This window comes from Microbacterium sp. 4-7, assembly GCF_014332665.1.
Taxonomy (GTDB): domain Bacteria; phylum Actinomycetota; class Actinomycetes; order Actinomycetales; family Microbacteriaceae; genus Microbacterium.
In genome coordinates this window covers 21,525-35,197 of the sequence record NZ_MCRH01000003.1, presented here as the reverse complement: position 1 = coordinate 35,197, position 13,673 = coordinate 21,525, and the positions used below count along the sequence as shown (strand labels likewise).

The following is a 13,673-nucleotide window of genomic DNA, read 5'->3' as shown; positions in this document are numbered from 1 at the left end:
GGAGGGGTCTCGCCGCCGCTGCGGCGGCTCTGCCGACTGTACCGAAGTCACGAGCACTCATCCATTCATGTGTTGACGTTGACACACTAGCAGTGCATCGAATATGTTGACGTTGACACACGGCGCCGTGAGCGCCCGATCTCTAAGAAGGTTCTCGTCAATGACGACTCAAGATTCCGCAGCCCTGGCGGACCACGGCATCCGCCGGCGTGAGAAGCGCGACTGGAAGGGATGGGCCTTCGTCGGCCCGTTCATGGTCGTCTTCGCCCTGGTCTTCCTGACCCCGCTCGCCTACGCGCTCTACCTCAGCTTCTTCCAGGAGAAGCTGATCGGCGGCACGGCGTTCGTCGGGTTCGACAACTACGTCCGCGCGCTCACCGACCCGCAGTTCTGGGAGGCGTTCGGCCGCGTGGTGCTGTTCCTCGTGGTGCAGGTGCCGATCATGCTCGTCCTGGCGCTGGCCGCGGCGCTCGCCCTCGACAGCGCACGCCTGCGCGGCGCATCGTTCTTCCGCATCCTGATCTTCCTGCCGTACGCGGTGCCCGCGGTCGTCGCGGTGCTCATGTGGGGGTACATCTACGGCGACCAGTTCGGTCTGACGTCGAACTTCAACGACTTCCTCGGCAGCGACCTCATCACGCCCTTCGCCCGGGAGTGGATCCTGGTCTCGATCGGCAACATCGTGACCTGGCAGTTCGTCGGCTACAACATGCTGATCTTCTACTCGTCGCTGAAGACCATCCCCACCGACATGTACGAGGCGGCGTCGCTCGACGGCGCGGGCGCATGGCGCACGATCTTCTCGATCAAGATCCCCTCGGTGCGCGGTGCTCTCGTGATCGCCACGATCTTCTCGATCATCGGCAGCTTCCAGCTCTTCAACGAACCCAACATCCTGCGGCCCCTGGCTCCGAACGTGATCACGACGTACTTCACCCCCAACATGTACGCGTACAACCTCTCGTTCGCCGGACAGCAATTCAACTACGCCGCGACGATCGCCATCATCATGGGCGTCATCACCGCAGTGATCGCCTACGTCGTGCAGCTGCGCGGCTCGAAGTCGGAGGTGCGCTGACATGGCACTCCCCCTCGCCCGTCCCTCCCAGAAGCGCCACGATCTGATGAATCCGCGCAAGTCGAAGATCCTGCTGATCGTCATGGTGATGTACGCCCTGTACACACTGGTGCCGCTCGTCTGGCTGCTGTTCAGCTCGACCAAGACGCAGTCCGGGCTGTTCAGCTCGTTCGGGCTCTGGTTCTCCGACGACTTCGCATTCGTCGACAACCTGGTGGCGACCTTCTCGTATCAGGACGGCATCTTCCTGCGCTGGCTCGGCAACACGCTGCTCTACGTCGTGGTCGGCGCCGGAGGCGCGACGCTGCTCGCCACCATGGCCGGCTACGGCCTGGCGAAGTACCGCTTCCCCGGCCGCCGCGCGGTGTTCGCCGTCGTGCTCGGCGCGGTCGCCGTGCCGGGCACCGCCCTCGCCGTGCCGACCTTCCTGCTCTTCAGCGAACTCGGGCTCACGAACACTCCGTGGGCCGTGATCATCCCCTCGCTGATCAGCCCGTTCGGCCTGTACCTGATCTGGGTGTTCGCGTCGGAGTCCGTGCCGACCGAGCTGCTGGAAGCGGCCCGCATCGACGGCGCCGGAGAGTTCCGCACCTTCTTCACGATCTCGATGCGACTGCTCGCACCGGGCATCGTGACGGTGACCCTGTTCACCGTGGTCGCGACGTGGAACAACTACTTCCTGCCGCTGATCATGCTCTCCGACCCTGCCTGGTACCCGCTCACCGTCGGCCTGAACCAGTGGAGCGCTCAGGCGATCGGCGCCGGATCTCAGCCGATCTACAACCTGGTGATCATGGGCTCCCTCCTCACCATCATCCCGATCGTCATCGCCTTCCTGCTGCTGCAGAGGTTCTGGCAGTCAGGTCTCACCGCCGGAAGCGTCAAGCAGTAGCCTCCGGCACCCTCCGCACCGCCCCCTGTCGGTCCGACGCTGGACCGCACCCCCGAAAGGACACAGCAATGAAGCACCTTCCCTCACCCGCCGCACGGCGCACCCTCACGGTGCTCGCGGCCGGAACCGTGGCAGCGCTGGCGCTGGCCGGCTGCAGCACCGGCGACTCCGGCTCCGGCGGCAGCGCTGCCGGCGACGGCTCGTTCGACTCCGTCGAGGCCGCTCTCGAGAAGGGCGGCGAGATCACGTACTGGTCGTGGACCCCCTCCGCCGAGGCTCAGGTCGAGGCGTTCGAGAAGGAGTACCCGAACGTCAAGGTGAACGTGGTCAACGCGGGCACCAACAACGAGGAGTACACCAAGCTGCAGAACGCCATCAAGGCGGGCTCCGGCGCCCCCGACGTCGTGCAGATGGAGTACTACGCCTTCCCGCAGTTCGCGCTGACGGATGCCTTCGTCGACCTCTCGCAGTACGGCTTCGCCGACTTCGAGGACGACTACACCGCCTCGACCTGGAACTCCGTCACCGACGGCGACGCGATCTACGGCCTGCCGCAGGACTCCGGCCCCATGGCGCTCTTCTACAACAAGGCCGTGTTCGACGCCGCCGGCGTCGCCGTGCCCACCACGTGGGACGAGTACTACGAGGCGGCGAAGGCGATCCACGCCGCGAACCCCGACGCCTACATCACGAACGACACCGGCGACGCCGGCTTCGCGACCTCGATGATCTGGCAGGCCGGCGGCAAGCCGTTCGAGACGTCGGGCACCGACGTCACGATCGACCTGCAGGACGACGGATCGAAGAAGTGGACCGAGAACTGGAACCGCCTCGTCGAGGAGGACCTGCTCGCGCCCTACGGCAGCTGGAGCGACGAGTGGTTCCGCGCTCTCGGCGACGGCAGCCTCGCGACCCTCGTGATCGGCGCCTGGATGCCGGGCAACCTGATCACGGGCGCCCCCGACGGTGCCGGTGACTGGCGCGTCGCTCCGATGCCGACCTACGACGGCACCCCGGCGACCGCGGAGAACGGCGGCGGCGGCCAGGCCGTGACCACGCAGAGCAAGAACCCGGCACTCGCCGCCGGATTCCTGTGGTGGCTGAACAACTCGGAGGAGAGCATCTCGACGTTCCTCGAGTCCGGCGGATTCCCGTCGACGACCGCCGAGCTGTCGAGCGAGGAGTTCCTCGCCGACGCGCCCGAGTACTTCGGCGGCCAGAAGATCAACGAGGTCCTCGCCGCAGCGGCCGACGATGTGGTCGAGGGCTGGAGCTACCTGCCCTACCAGGTCTACGGCAACAGCATCTTCGGAGACACCGTGGGCCAGTCGTACCAGAACGGCACCGACCTGAACGAGGGCCTCATGACCTGGCAGGACGCGCTGGTCGAGTACGGCAACTCGCAGGGCTTCGCCGTCAACAAGTAATCGCACGTCCGGGCCGGACGGGGACTCGCTCTCCGTCCGGCCCTCCCCATCGAAAGCACCTCATCGTGACCTCCTTCTCCATCGGCGAGACAGACTTCCTCCGCGCCGGGCTCCCCCACCAGGTGATCTCCGGTGCCATCCACTACTTCCGGGTGCACCCCGACCAGTGGCAGGACCGCATCCGCAAGGCCCGCCTGATGGGACTCAACACGATCGAGACCTACGTCGCATGGAACGCTCACGAGCCGCGGCGCGGCGAGTGGGATGCCACGGGCTGGAACGACCTGGGCCGGTTCCTCGACCTGATCCAGGCGGAGGGCATGGATGCGATCGTGCGGCCCGGCCCCTACATCTGCGCCGAGTGGCACAACGGCGGGCTGCCGAACTGGCTCACCGCGGGCGAGCGCGAGCTGCGCTCCTCCGAGCCGACGTTCCTCGCCGACGTCAGCGACTACCTCCGTCGGGTCTACGACATCGTCGCGCCCCGGCAGATCGACCGTGGCGGCTCGGTCGTGCTCGTGCAGATCGAGAACGAGTACGGCGCGTACGGCTCGGACAAGGACTACCTCGAGGCGCTCGTCGCCCTCTCCCGAGAAGCCGGTATCACCGTGCCCCTCACCACGGTCGACCAGCCGACCGATCGGATGCTGGCAGACGGCAGCCTCCCCGAGCTGCACAAGACCGGATCCTTCGGATCGCGCAGCGCCGAGCGCCTCGCCACCCTGCGCTCCCACCAGCCCACCGGCCCCCTGATGTGCTCCGAGTTCTGGGACGGCTGGTTCGACTGGTGGGGCGGCGTGCATCACACGACCGACGTGGACACCGCCGCCGCCGATCTCGACGAACTGCTGGCCGCGGGGGCCTCGGTGAACATCTACATGTTCCACGGCGGCACGAACTTCGGTCTCACGAACGGTGCCAACCACAAGGGCCGCTACCTGCCGATCGTCACGTCATACGACTACGACGCGCCTCTCGACGAGGCCGGCAACCCGACGGCGAAGTTCTTCGCCTTCCGCGACGTCATCGCGAAGTACGCGCCCGTCCCCGACGAGCTGCCCGCCGCGGCCACCGCGGCACCGGTCTTCTCCGTGCCGCTGAAGCCGGCGGGATCATGGACGGATGCCGCGGCATCGACGCCCGCATCCGCAGTTCCGCGGACATTCGACGAGCTGGAGCACCTGAGCGCTCTGATCCGGTACGACGTCGAGCTTCCCGAAGGTCGCGGCGGTCAGCTCGTGCTCGACGAGGTGCGCGACCTCGCCTGGGTGAGCGTCGACGGCCAGCCCGTCGGCACGCTCTCCCGCACGCGTCACGACCGTTCCCTGCGGATTCCCGCGGGACGGACGCTCAGCATCCTCGTCGAGGAGGGGGGCCGCGTGAACTACGACCACCGGCTCGGCGAGCAGAAGGGTCTGATCGGCGCTCCTGCCCTCGACGGCACGCCGCTGACCGGCTGGCACTCGACCGCGCTGGACGTCGCAGGGATCGCGGCGGAGATCGGCTCCAGCGGCGGGAACACGTCGAGCGGCCCGGGAAGCGCACCCTCTGCGTGGGTCGCAGACTTCGCGCTCGACTCCGCCGCCGACCTGTTCCTCGACACCGTTGCCTGGAGCAAGGGCTATGCGTTCGTCAACGGGTTCTTCCTCGGACGGTACTGGCGCAACGGGCCGCAGCGCACCCTCTTCGTGCCGGCCCCGGCGACTCGAGCGGGAGACAACCGGCTCATCGTGCTCGAGTTGGAGCAGCTGCTCGCGCCCACGGCCGACTTCGTGCCGGCGCTCGCTCTCGGCGACACCGAGGAATAGATCACAGGCACAGGCATCCGCCCAGTACCGTGTGTCTGTGCCGCGCCGAAGATTCTCCACCCCCACGCCCGCTGCGCGCGCCCGTCATGCGAAGCGGCGCCGGGGCCGGGTGGCCAGAGCGGACAACGACCTCACCGCCGAGCAGTGGGCCTCGCTGCAGGAGGCCTGGGGCGGATGTGCGTACTGCGGAGCGGGCGACATCGCGCTCCAACGCGACTGCGTGATGCCGATCTCCCGCGGCGGTCGCTACACCGTCGAGAACGTGGTGCCCGCGTGCGGGTCCTGCAACGCGAGCAAGCGCAACGACGAGGTCACGTCGTGGCTCCGACGCAAGCGACTCGACGAGCGCGCCTTCCTCAGCCGGTATGACGCCATTCTCCGCGACCTGCGCCCGACCGACTGATCGGGCCCGTCACCCGCTGCGGCGGAACTTCCAGACGGCCGCGGTGAGGTGCGCGGCGTCGGCCCGGGTGATGCTCTGCCAGTTGCGACCGCCCCGCGCGAACGACTCGTGCACGCCGGACGGCACCGCGGCCGGCTCCACCGGACGATCGAGCCAGTCGCACGCGCGCACGTGCACGAGGTCGGCTGCACGGGCTTCGCCCGACGCGTCGTAGCCCCAGGGCCCGGCGATCCGGCCGAGCCACAGCAGTCCGTCGACGTCGCGCGTCCAGACGAACGACCCCTCGGCGACCGAGGAGAACCTCTCGAGCCTGCGCGCCGCCCGCTCACCGAAGGCGGCATCGACTGCGGCGAGCGCCTCGGCCGGCGACTCCGGGATGCGGTCGAGGCGACCTCCCACTCCGCAGACCCCTATCCGCAGCGCTCGCTCGACCGCGAGCCCCTCGCGCACCCCGTCGTCGCGCGACCTCATCGGGGCGCGGTACGCCGCGGGAACCTCGATGTCGTCGCCCGCGCGAGGTGCGGTGGTCATGCGAGCGGCACCAGCGTGGCGTCGACCCGTGCGCCGTCGATCGCGACCGACATCATCGTGCAGACGGGCTGCCTGCGGCGGTCGGTCGGCGACCCCGGGTTCAGCAGGCGCATCCCTGATGGGGCGACGGTGTCCCACGGGATGTGGGAGTGGCCGAACACGAGCAGGTCGACGCCCGGGAACGCCGCATCCATCCGCTCCTCGCGCCGCTGCTTCGGTCCGGTCTCGTGCACCACAGCGACCTCGACGTCCTCGACCGTCAGCCGTGCGATCTCGGGCAGTCGCTCTCGCAGCGCGGGGCCGTCGTTGTTCCCGTGGACGCCGACGAGCAGCCGCGACCGGGACTCGATCAGATCCAGCGTCGCGAGGTCGATCCAGTCCCCCGCGTGCACGACGATGTCGGCGTCGTCGACCGCTCGCAGCACCGCGTCGGGCAGTCGCTTGGCACGGGCGGGCACATGCGTATCGGCGATCAGCAGCAGTCTCGTCGTCACGGTTCTCCGTCTCGGGTGGGCACGGGCATCCGCCTCCGACTCTACGCACGCGGTCCAGCGGGATGTCATACGCACCCAGCAAACGTTCAGGAAGGCGTAGGATCTCTCGGTGCCTTGGTATACCGGGCCATGGATCTAAGGAGCTGTATGAGTACGTCCACCGCCCCCGCGAACCCGCGTTCGCGTGTCATCACGGCGAGCCTGGTCGGCACCACGATCGAGTTCTACGACTTCTACGCCTATGCGACAGCGGCCGTGCTCGTGTTCCCCGTGCTGTTCTTCCCCACCGGCAACGACACCACGTCGCTGCTGTCATCGTTCGCCGTGTTCGGCGCCGCCATGGTCGCCCGCCCCATCGGCGCGGTCGTCTTCGGCCACTTCGGCGACAAGTTCGGACGCAAGGCGACTCTCGTCGCCTCGCTGCTCACGATGGGCATCGCGACCTTCATCATCGGCCTCCTTCCCACGTTCCAGCAGATCGGCTGGTGGGCGGCACTGCTGCTGCTGATCCTGCGCCTCGCTCAGGGCTTCGCCCTCGGCGGCGAGTGGTCGGGTGCCGCGCTGGTCGCCACCGAGAACGCTCCGGCCGGCAAGCGCGCCTGGTACGGCACGTTCCCGCAGCTGGGCGCGCCGCTCGGCTTCATCATCGCCAACTTCCTCTTCCTCGGCATCAACTGGCTGCTTCCCCACGCCGACAACCCCGCACTGAAGTCCGAGGCCTTCCTGTCGTGGGGCTGGCGCATCCCGTTCCTGTTCTCGGCCGTCATGGTCATCATCGGCCTGTGGGTGCGTCTGAAGCTCGTCGAGTCCGACACCTTCAAGAAGGCCGAGAAGAAGGGCGCGATCCGCAAGCTGCCCCTCGCGACCGTGTTCCGCCACCACTGGAAGCAGCTGATCCTCGGCACGTTCATCATGCTGGCGACGTACGTGCTGTTCTACCTGATGACCAACTTCACCCTGGCGTACGGCACGAAGCCGGCCACACTCGAGACGGCGTCCGCCGCCGCTCAGGCCGCTGCCGAGGCGACGGGCAAGGACTTCGACGCGTCGGCTTTCGCCGCGCAGTTCTATCCGGGACTCGGGTTCGCCTACACGGACTTCGTGCTCATGCAGATCGTCGGCGTCGTGTTCTTCGGCATCTTCACCCTGCTCTCCGGTCCCATCGCCGACACGATCGGGCGTCGCAAGCTGCTGCTGTGGGTCACCGGGCTCATCATCGTGTTCGGCTTCACGTTCAACGCGTTCCTGCTCCCCGCGATGGACCCGAAGTTCACGGGCGCCCTCGCGCAGGCGTTCCTCGTGTTCGGGTTCATGCTCATGGGCGCGACGTTCGGTCCGATGGGAGCGCTGCTGCCCGAGCTCTTCCCGACGAACGTCCGCTACACGGGATCCGCGATCTCCTACAACGTCTCGTCGATCCTCGGCGCAGCCGTCGCTCCGCTCATCGCGCTCTGGCTCTGGGAGCTCGGCGACGGCGCTCCGTGGCTGGTGGGACTGTACCTGTCGGCGATGGGCGTGCTGACCTTCATCGCGCTCCTGCTGTCGAAGGAGACCAAGGACAACGACTACGAATCGGATCTCGGAGTCGCGGCCGCCGTCGAACTCTGACGCGCTCGTCCACACGAAGGGCGGCATCTCCTCGGGAGGTGCCGCCCTTCATCGTCCGGCGGTCAGTAGGCGGCGTGGATGGTGCGCGTCGAGCCGTCGAGCACCATCGTCCCGCCGAACGGGACGATCCACTGCGGCCGCGTGTGGCCGAAAGGCACACCGACGCAGACCACCGCGTCGGGGTTGTACCGCGAGACCGTCTCGATCACCACATCCCGTTGCGCGGCACGCAGCGCGTCGGCCTCGGTCGGCGAGGGGAGGAACTCGAAATCACTCACGGGCGGACGCGCGACGACCACTCCCGCGACCACATCGAGGATGCCACGCTCGCCCAGCCCGCGCATCCATCGCGCCACCCAGCTCGCCGGCGGGCGCTCTTCGCTGGTCTCGAGCAGCAGGATCCCGCCGCGCAGGTCGTATGCCGAGGGCAGCCTGTCGGCGAGCGCGAGCTGATCGACGACCTCGAGGCAGCCGCCCCAGGTGCGACCTTCGACGCGGACAGCCGGACCCGACCAGGTCCAGTCCTCGGTCGCGACCCGATCGCCGTATTCGGTGAGAGCGCGCGGGTCCGTCCAGCGCCTCCCCACGTCCTCCGACTCTCCGGGCTCCGTGATCTCGACCGTGCCGCCGTCGAGCAGCGCCGCGCGCAGCGACCGCAGATGCACGTCGTCGACCGCAGGCCCGGGACCGAGATGCACGGCCGTGGATCCGCCGTAGTAGCCGCGGATCCCGAGGCTCCACAGCCAGTTGAGGATGTTGGTGTTGTCGCTGTAGCCGAGGAACGGCTTCGGGTCGGCCTGGGCGAGCGCGGCGTCGAGGTGCGGCACCACCAGGATCTGGTCGTCCCCGCCGATCGTCGCCAGGATCGCCCGGATGCTCGGGTCGGCGAAGGCCGCGTTCACGTCGGCGGCCCGGGCTTCAGGACTCGCATCGAGCTGCCGCGTGGTCGGATACTCGACCGGGATCAGTCCGGTCAGCTGCTCGAGTCGGCTGAGCGCCTGCTCGTGGAGCTCGGGCGCGACCGCGGGCGCGGCGAAGGCGGGCGACAGGACGGCGACGCGGTCGCCGGGCACGGGTTTCGATGCGGACAGCATCGGCCCAGTCTCGCATCCTGAGCACGGAGATGAACGTCAATACTTGTTGACAAGGGGGCGATCGTCAACAAGTATTGACGCAGGAGGTTCCCCATGACCATGAAGACCGCCATCGCACAGGATGACGCCGGCGAGCCGCTCTCGGAGCTCCACCGCCTCGCCGCTCTGCGCAGCGAGCTGGCCAGGGCCGAGGAGACACAGGTGCGACGGGCGCGCAATCTCGGCTATTCCTGGCAGGCGATCGCGAGCTCCCTCGGCGTCTCGAAGCAGGCGGCGCACCGCCGTTTCGGCAGGCACTGACACTCATACAGCCCATCCACAGGATCCGCCCGCACACGAAGTACGGTCGAACTACCCCCCTTTCAGAACGAGGTCCCGCATGTCCAGCACGGCGACATCACGCCGACGCGGACGCGGCGCGCACTACGACGGCCCGCGCGCCACTTTCCGCCAGCTCCTCCCCTTCCTCTTCGAGCACAGGCGCACGCTCATCGTCGTCGCTGTGCTCAGCGTCTTCGGGGCGGCCACCTCGCTCGCGCAACCGCTGCTGGTCGGGCAGCTCATCGAAGCCGTGCAGTCCGATCAGGGCCTCGGAATCCTGGTATGGGTCCTCGTCGGTCTCGTGATCGTGTCATCGATCATCTCCGGCTACCAGCACTATCTGCTGCAGCGCACCGGCACCGCGGTCGTGTACTCGAGCCGTCGCAAGCTGATCTCGCGCATCCTTCACCTGCCCATCAGCGAGTTCGACGCCCGCCGGACCGGAGACCTCGTCTCGCGCGTGGGCACCGACACGACACTGCTCTACGCCGTGCTCACCCAGGGACTGGCGGATGCCGTCGGCAGCGCGATCCTCTTCCTCGGCGCGCTGATCGCGATGCTCGTGATCGACCCGGTCCTGCTGCTGCTCATCGTCGTCGTGATCGGAGCCTCGGTCGTCGTCGTCACGGCGCTCAGCGGCCGCATCCGCACCGCGTCCACCGCTCAGCAGGAGAAGGTCGGCGAACTCGCCTCCGGGGTCGAGCGCGCCGTCGGCTCGATCCGCACCGTGCGCGCCTCGGGAGCCACCGAGCGCGAGACCGAGACCGTGTCGGCGCTCGCCTCGGAGGCCTACGGCATCGGGGTGCGGATCGCCAAGATCTCGTCGCTCGTGGTCCCCATCGCCGGAGTCGCACTGCAGGTGTCGCTCCTGGTGGTGCTGGGCGTCGGCGGCTTCCGGGTCGCGGCCGGCACGATCACGATCGCCTCGCTGATCACGTTCATCCTGTTCCTGTTCATGCTCGTGATGCCGCTCGCCACCACCTTCGGGGCGATCACCTCGGTGAACCAGGCACTCGGCGCCCTCGGCCGCATCCAGGAGGTGCTGAACCTGCCGACGGAGACCCAGCACGACGCCGAGATCGCCGCGTCCGTCCCGCGCGATGCGGCAGACCCCCTCGCTCCGGCGATCGAGTTCCGTGACGTGCGCTTCCGCTATCCCGAGAACGTGGTCGCCGCTCGCCTCGCCGCCGCGAAGGAGGCGCAGACGCTTCTGGCCGACGCGCACCTCGAACCGACCGACGACTCGGCCGCCGTGGCTGAGCGCGAGGTGCTGCGCGGCGTCTCGTTCGCGGTGCCCCGAGGTGCGCGCGTCGCGCTCGTCGGGCCCAGCGGTGCCGGCAAGAGCACGATCCTCTCGCTCGTGGAGCGCTTCTACGACCCGGCAGGCGGTTCGATCCGCCTCTACGGCCACGACTCGCGCACCTACCCGCGCGACGAGCTGCGCGCGCAGTTCGGCTACGTCGAGCAGGACGCCCCCACCCTCGCCGGCACGCTCGGCGACAACCTGCGTCTCGCCTCGCCGGATGCCTCGGATGCGGCCTGCGAACAGGTGCTGCGCGCGGTGAACCTGGGCGACGTGCTCGATCGCGATCCGCTGCGTCTCGATGCCCCCGTCGGCGAAGACGGCGTGATGCTCTCAGGAGGAGAACGCCAGCGTCTCGCGATCGCCCGCGCGCTGCTCACCGACGCACCGATCCTGCTGCTCGACGAGTCGACCTCGTCGCTCGACGGCGTGAACGAGCAGCGCATGCGCGAGGCCATCGACGCGGTCTCGACCGATCGCACCCTCATCGTGATCGCTCATCGACTGTCGACCGTCGTCGACAGCGATCTCATCGTCGTGCTGCAGGACGGCGCAGTGGTCGGTCAGGGCACTCACGCCGAGCTGATCGAGTCGACGCCGCTCTATCGCGACCTGGCTCGGCACCAGCTGCTCGCCTGAGCGTCGCGGCAGGGGCGCACGCGGTCAGCGCGGGAGAAGTACGCGAAGGCGGGATGCCGGAGACCACTCAGCCATGGGTTCGTCTCTGACGTCCCGCCTTCGCGGGTCTGCGGCCACGGGGGCCGTGGAGCGCCGGCTCCCCCGAACCGGCGCCCGGTCTGTCACGCCTTGTCGAGGCGGTAGCGCAGCGAGGCGAGCTCGGCCCGGAGGGCGGCGGGGACCTTGTCGCCGAAGGTGTCGTAGAACTCCTCGGTGAGGTCGGCCTCGGTCTTCCAGGCGTCGGTGTCGATCGAGAAGAGCTCCTCGAGGTCCGCCTCGGGCACGTCGATGCCGTCGAGATTGAGGTCCTCGATCAGCGGCAGGCGACCGATCGGGCTGTCGACCGTCGAGACCTCGCCGGAGACGCGACGGATGATCCAGTCGACGACTCGCGAGTTGTCGCCGAATCCGGGCCACAGGAAGCGGCCGTCCTCGCCACGACGGAACCAGTTCACCTGGAAGATGCGCGGTGCGCGGTCGAACCGGAGACCACGGCCGACCTTCAGCCAGTGACCGAAGTAGTCGGCCATGTTGTAGCCGCAGAACGGGAGCATGGCGAACGGATCGCGACGCAGCTCGCCGACCTTGCCCTCGGCGGCCGCGGTGCGCTCGGACGAGATGTTGGAGCCGAGGAACACGCCGTGGGTCCAGTCGGTGGCCTCGACGACGAGCGGCACATTGGTCGCCCGACGTCCGCCGAAGAGGATCACGTCGAGCGGCACCGCCTCCTCCCAGTCCTCCGAGATCTGCGGGCACTGCGCGGCCGAGACCGTGAAGCGCGAGTTCGGGTGCGCGGCGGGGCGGCCGGAGTCCGGCGTCCAGTCGTTGCCCTCCCAGTCCGTGAGGTGGGCGGGCGCCTGATCGGTCAGCCCCTCCCACCAGACGTCTCCGTCGGGGCGGAGTGCGACGTTCGTGAAGATCGTGTTGCCCCAGAGGGTCTCGACCGCCGTGACGTTCGTCGACTCGCCCGTGCCCGGCGCGACGCCGAAGAATCCGGCTTCCGGGTTGATCGCCCAGAGGCGGCCGTCTTCACCGGGGCGGATCCACGCGATGTCGTCGCCGAGCGTCTCGACGCGCCATCCCGGGATGGTCGGGCGCAGCATCGCGAGGTTCGTCTTGCCGCACGCGGAGGGGAACGCCGCAGCCACGTGGTACGCCTTGCCCGTGGGGTCGATCACCCGGATGAGCAGCATGTGCTCGGCGAGCCAGCCCTCGTCGCGGGCGATGACCGAGGCGATGCGCAGGGCGAAGCACTTCTTCGCGAGGATCGCGTTGCCGCCGTAGCCCGAGCCGAAGGAGTAGACCTCGAGCGTCTCGGGGAAGTGCACGATGTACTTGTCGTCGTTGCAGGGCCACTCGACGTCGGGCTCTCCCGCAGCGAGCGGCGCGCCGACGGAGTGCACGGTCTTGACCCACGGAGCGCCGTCGGCGATCTGGCGGGTGACCGCATCGCCGACGCGCGTCATGATGCCGATCGACGCGACAGCGTAGGCGCTGTCGGTGACCTGGACGCCGATGTGCGAGAGAGGTCCCCCGACGGGCCCCATCGAGAAGGGCACGACGAACATCGTGCGGCCTCGCATGGATCCCTCGAAGATCTCGGTCATCTTCTCGCGCATCTGCGCAGGAGGAGCCCAGTTGTTGGTCGGGCCGGCATCCTCTTCACTCTCGGACGAGATGTAGGTGCGGCCCTCCGTGCGTGCGACGTCGCTGGGGTGCGAGCGGGCGAGGTACGAGCCGGGACGCCACTCGGGGTTCAGCTTGATCAGCTTGCCCTCGTCGACGAGCCCGCGCAGCAGCCAGTCGTTCTCGGCACGCGAGCCGTCGACCCAGTGGATCGAGGCCGGCTGCGTGAGCGCCGCGATCTCATCGACCCAGGCGGCGAGCTCTGCCATCGCAGGGGTGTCATACGTCGGAGCCGTCCCGAAGGTGCGCACAGGTGCGACAGATGATGCTCGGGGGGTGAAGACTTCGGCGATCGCCATGACTACTCCTTTGAAGTGAGGGGCGTTTGTTCCATCTTCTTCCGGTTCGTG

At 68.3% G+C, this 13,673-nt stretch carries 12 protein-coding genes; 8 read left to right on the top strand and 4 right to left on the bottom strand.

The genetic code is table 11. From position 1 onward, the window contains the following. Window positions 1–160 precede the first annotated feature (160 nt). From BEP68_RS04255 to BEP68_RS04235, 5 genes are all read left to right on the top strand, one after another. Entirely contained in the window at window positions 161–1,078 is a 918-nt protein-coding gene (locus BEP68_RS04255; RefSeq protein ID WP_056277859.1) for a carbohydrate ABC transporter permease, read from the top strand. A gap of 46 nt (window positions 1,079–1,124) precedes the next feature. Next, on the top strand, window positions 1,125–1,970 hold the full coding sequence (locus BEP68_RS04250; protein WP_056277856.1) for a carbohydrate ABC transporter permease: 846 nt from the start codon (window positions 1,125–1,127) through the stop codon (window positions 1,968–1,970). A 68-nt stretch (window positions 1,971–2,038) separates the two neighbouring features. Continuing rightward, a complete protein-coding gene (locus tag BEP68_RS04245; RefSeq protein ID WP_053095479.1) occupies window positions 2,039–3,397 on the top strand; it encodes an ABC transporter substrate-binding protein in 1,359 nt (452 codons plus the stop codon). 65 nt (window positions 3,398–3,462) lie between these two features. Continuing rightward, window positions 3,463–5,205 (top strand): glycoside hydrolase family 35 protein, encoded by a 1,743-nt coding sequence (locus BEP68_RS04240; protein ID WP_187249338.1) that lies wholly within the window; start codon window positions 3,463–3,465, stop codon window positions 5,203–5,205. A 37-nt stretch (window positions 5,206–5,242) separates the two neighbouring features. After that, complete coding sequence (locus tag BEP68_RS04235) at window positions 5,243–5,608, top strand: HNH endonuclease (protein WP_053099033.1); 366 nt, start codon at window positions 5,243–5,245, stop codon at window positions 5,606–5,608. A 9-nt stretch (window positions 5,609–5,617) separates the two neighbouring features. Here the strand turns inward: BEP68_RS04235 and BEP68_RS04230 are convergent, their stop codons facing one another. Then, complete coding sequence (locus BEP68_RS04230; RefSeq protein WP_187249337.1) at window positions 5,618–6,139, bottom strand: GAF domain-containing protein; 522 nt, start codon at window positions 6,137–6,139, stop codon at window positions 5,618–5,620. Next, on the bottom strand, window positions 6,136–6,633 hold the full coding sequence (locus BEP68_RS04225) for a metallophosphoesterase family protein (RefSeq protein WP_056277844.1): 498 nt from the start codon (window positions 6,631–6,633) through the stop codon (window positions 6,136–6,138). Before BEP68_RS04225 ends, BEP68_RS04230 begins: the two co-directional genes overlap by 4 nt. A 147-nt stretch (window positions 6,634–6,780) precedes the next feature. Here BEP68_RS04225 and BEP68_RS04220 point away from each other — a divergent pair, with 147 nt between their 5' ends. After that, complete coding sequence (locus tag BEP68_RS04220; RefSeq protein ID WP_053095475.1) at window positions 6,781–8,241, top strand: MFS transporter; 1,461 nt, start codon at window positions 6,781–6,783, stop codon at window positions 8,239–8,241. Window positions 8,242–8,303: 62 nt separating this feature from the next. On the opposite strand, the gene BEP68_RS04215 is transcribed toward BEP68_RS04220, so the two are convergent. Beyond that, window positions 8,304–9,335 carry a S66 peptidase family protein gene (locus BEP68_RS04215; RefSeq protein ID WP_187249336.1) on the bottom strand — a complete coding sequence of 344 codons (1,032 nt, stop codon included), beginning with the start codon at window positions 9,333–9,335 and terminating at the stop codon, window positions 8,304–8,306. 93 nt (window positions 9,336–9,428) lie between these two features. On the opposite strand from BEP68_RS04215, the gene BEP68_RS04210 reads away from it, so the two are divergent. Together BEP68_RS04210 and BEP68_RS04205 are read left to right on the top strand one after the other, a co-directional pair. Continuing rightward, entirely contained in the window at window positions 9,429–9,635 is a 207-nt protein-coding gene (locus BEP68_RS04210) for a hypothetical protein (protein ID WP_053095473.1), read from the top strand. Between the two features lie 79 nt (window positions 9,636–9,714). Further along, entirely contained in the window at window positions 9,715–11,598 is a 1,884-nt protein-coding gene (locus BEP68_RS04205; RefSeq protein ID WP_187249335.1) for an ABC transporter ATP-binding protein, read from the top strand. Window positions 11,599–11,759: 161 nt separating this feature from the next. Here the strand turns inward: BEP68_RS04205 and BEP68_RS04200 are convergent, their stop codons facing one another. Next, window positions 11,760–13,622 (bottom strand): phosphoenolpyruvate carboxykinase (GTP), encoded by a 1,863-nt coding sequence (locus BEP68_RS04200; RefSeq protein WP_072590945.1) that lies wholly within the window; start codon window positions 13,620–13,622, stop codon window positions 11,760–11,762. Between the last annotated feature and the right edge of the window lie 51 nt (window positions 13,623–13,673).

Excerpts from the sequence above, each read along its gene's own strand:
- BEP68_RS04255 (WP_056277859.1), top strand. The coding sequence starts at position 161 with ATGACGACTCAAGATTCCGCAGCCCTGGCGGACCACGGCATCCGCCGG.
- BEP68_RS04250 (WP_056277856.1), top strand. The coding sequence starts at position 1,125 with ATGAATCCGCGCAAGTCGAAGATCCTGCTGATCGTCATGGTGATGTAC.
- BEP68_RS04245 (WP_053095479.1), top strand. The coding sequence starts at position 2,039 with ATGAAGCACCTTCCCTCACCCGCCGCACGGCGCACCCTCACGGTGCTC.
- BEP68_RS04230 (WP_187249337.1), bottom strand. The coding sequence starts at position 6,139 with ATGACCACCGCACCTCGCGCGGGCGACGACATCGAGGTTCCCGCGGCG.
- BEP68_RS04220 (WP_053095475.1), top strand. The coding sequence starts at position 6,781 with ATGAGTACGTCCACCGCCCCCGCGAACCCGCGTTCGCGTGTCATCACG.
- BEP68_RS04215 (WP_187249336.1), bottom strand. The coding sequence starts at position 9,335 with ATGCTGTCCGCATCGAAACCCGTGCCCGGCGACCGCGTCGCCGTCCTG.
- BEP68_RS04210 (WP_053095473.1), top strand. The coding sequence starts at position 9,429 with ATGACCATGAAGACCGCCATCGCACAGGATGACGCCGGCGAGCCGCTC.
- BEP68_RS04205 (WP_187249335.1), top strand. The coding sequence starts at position 9,715 with ATGTCCAGCACGGCGACATCACGCCGACGCGGACGCGGCGCGCACTAC.
- BEP68_RS04200 (WP_072590945.1), bottom strand. The coding sequence starts at position 13,622 with ATGGCGATCGCCGAAGTCTTCACCCCCCGAGCATCATCTGTCGCACCT.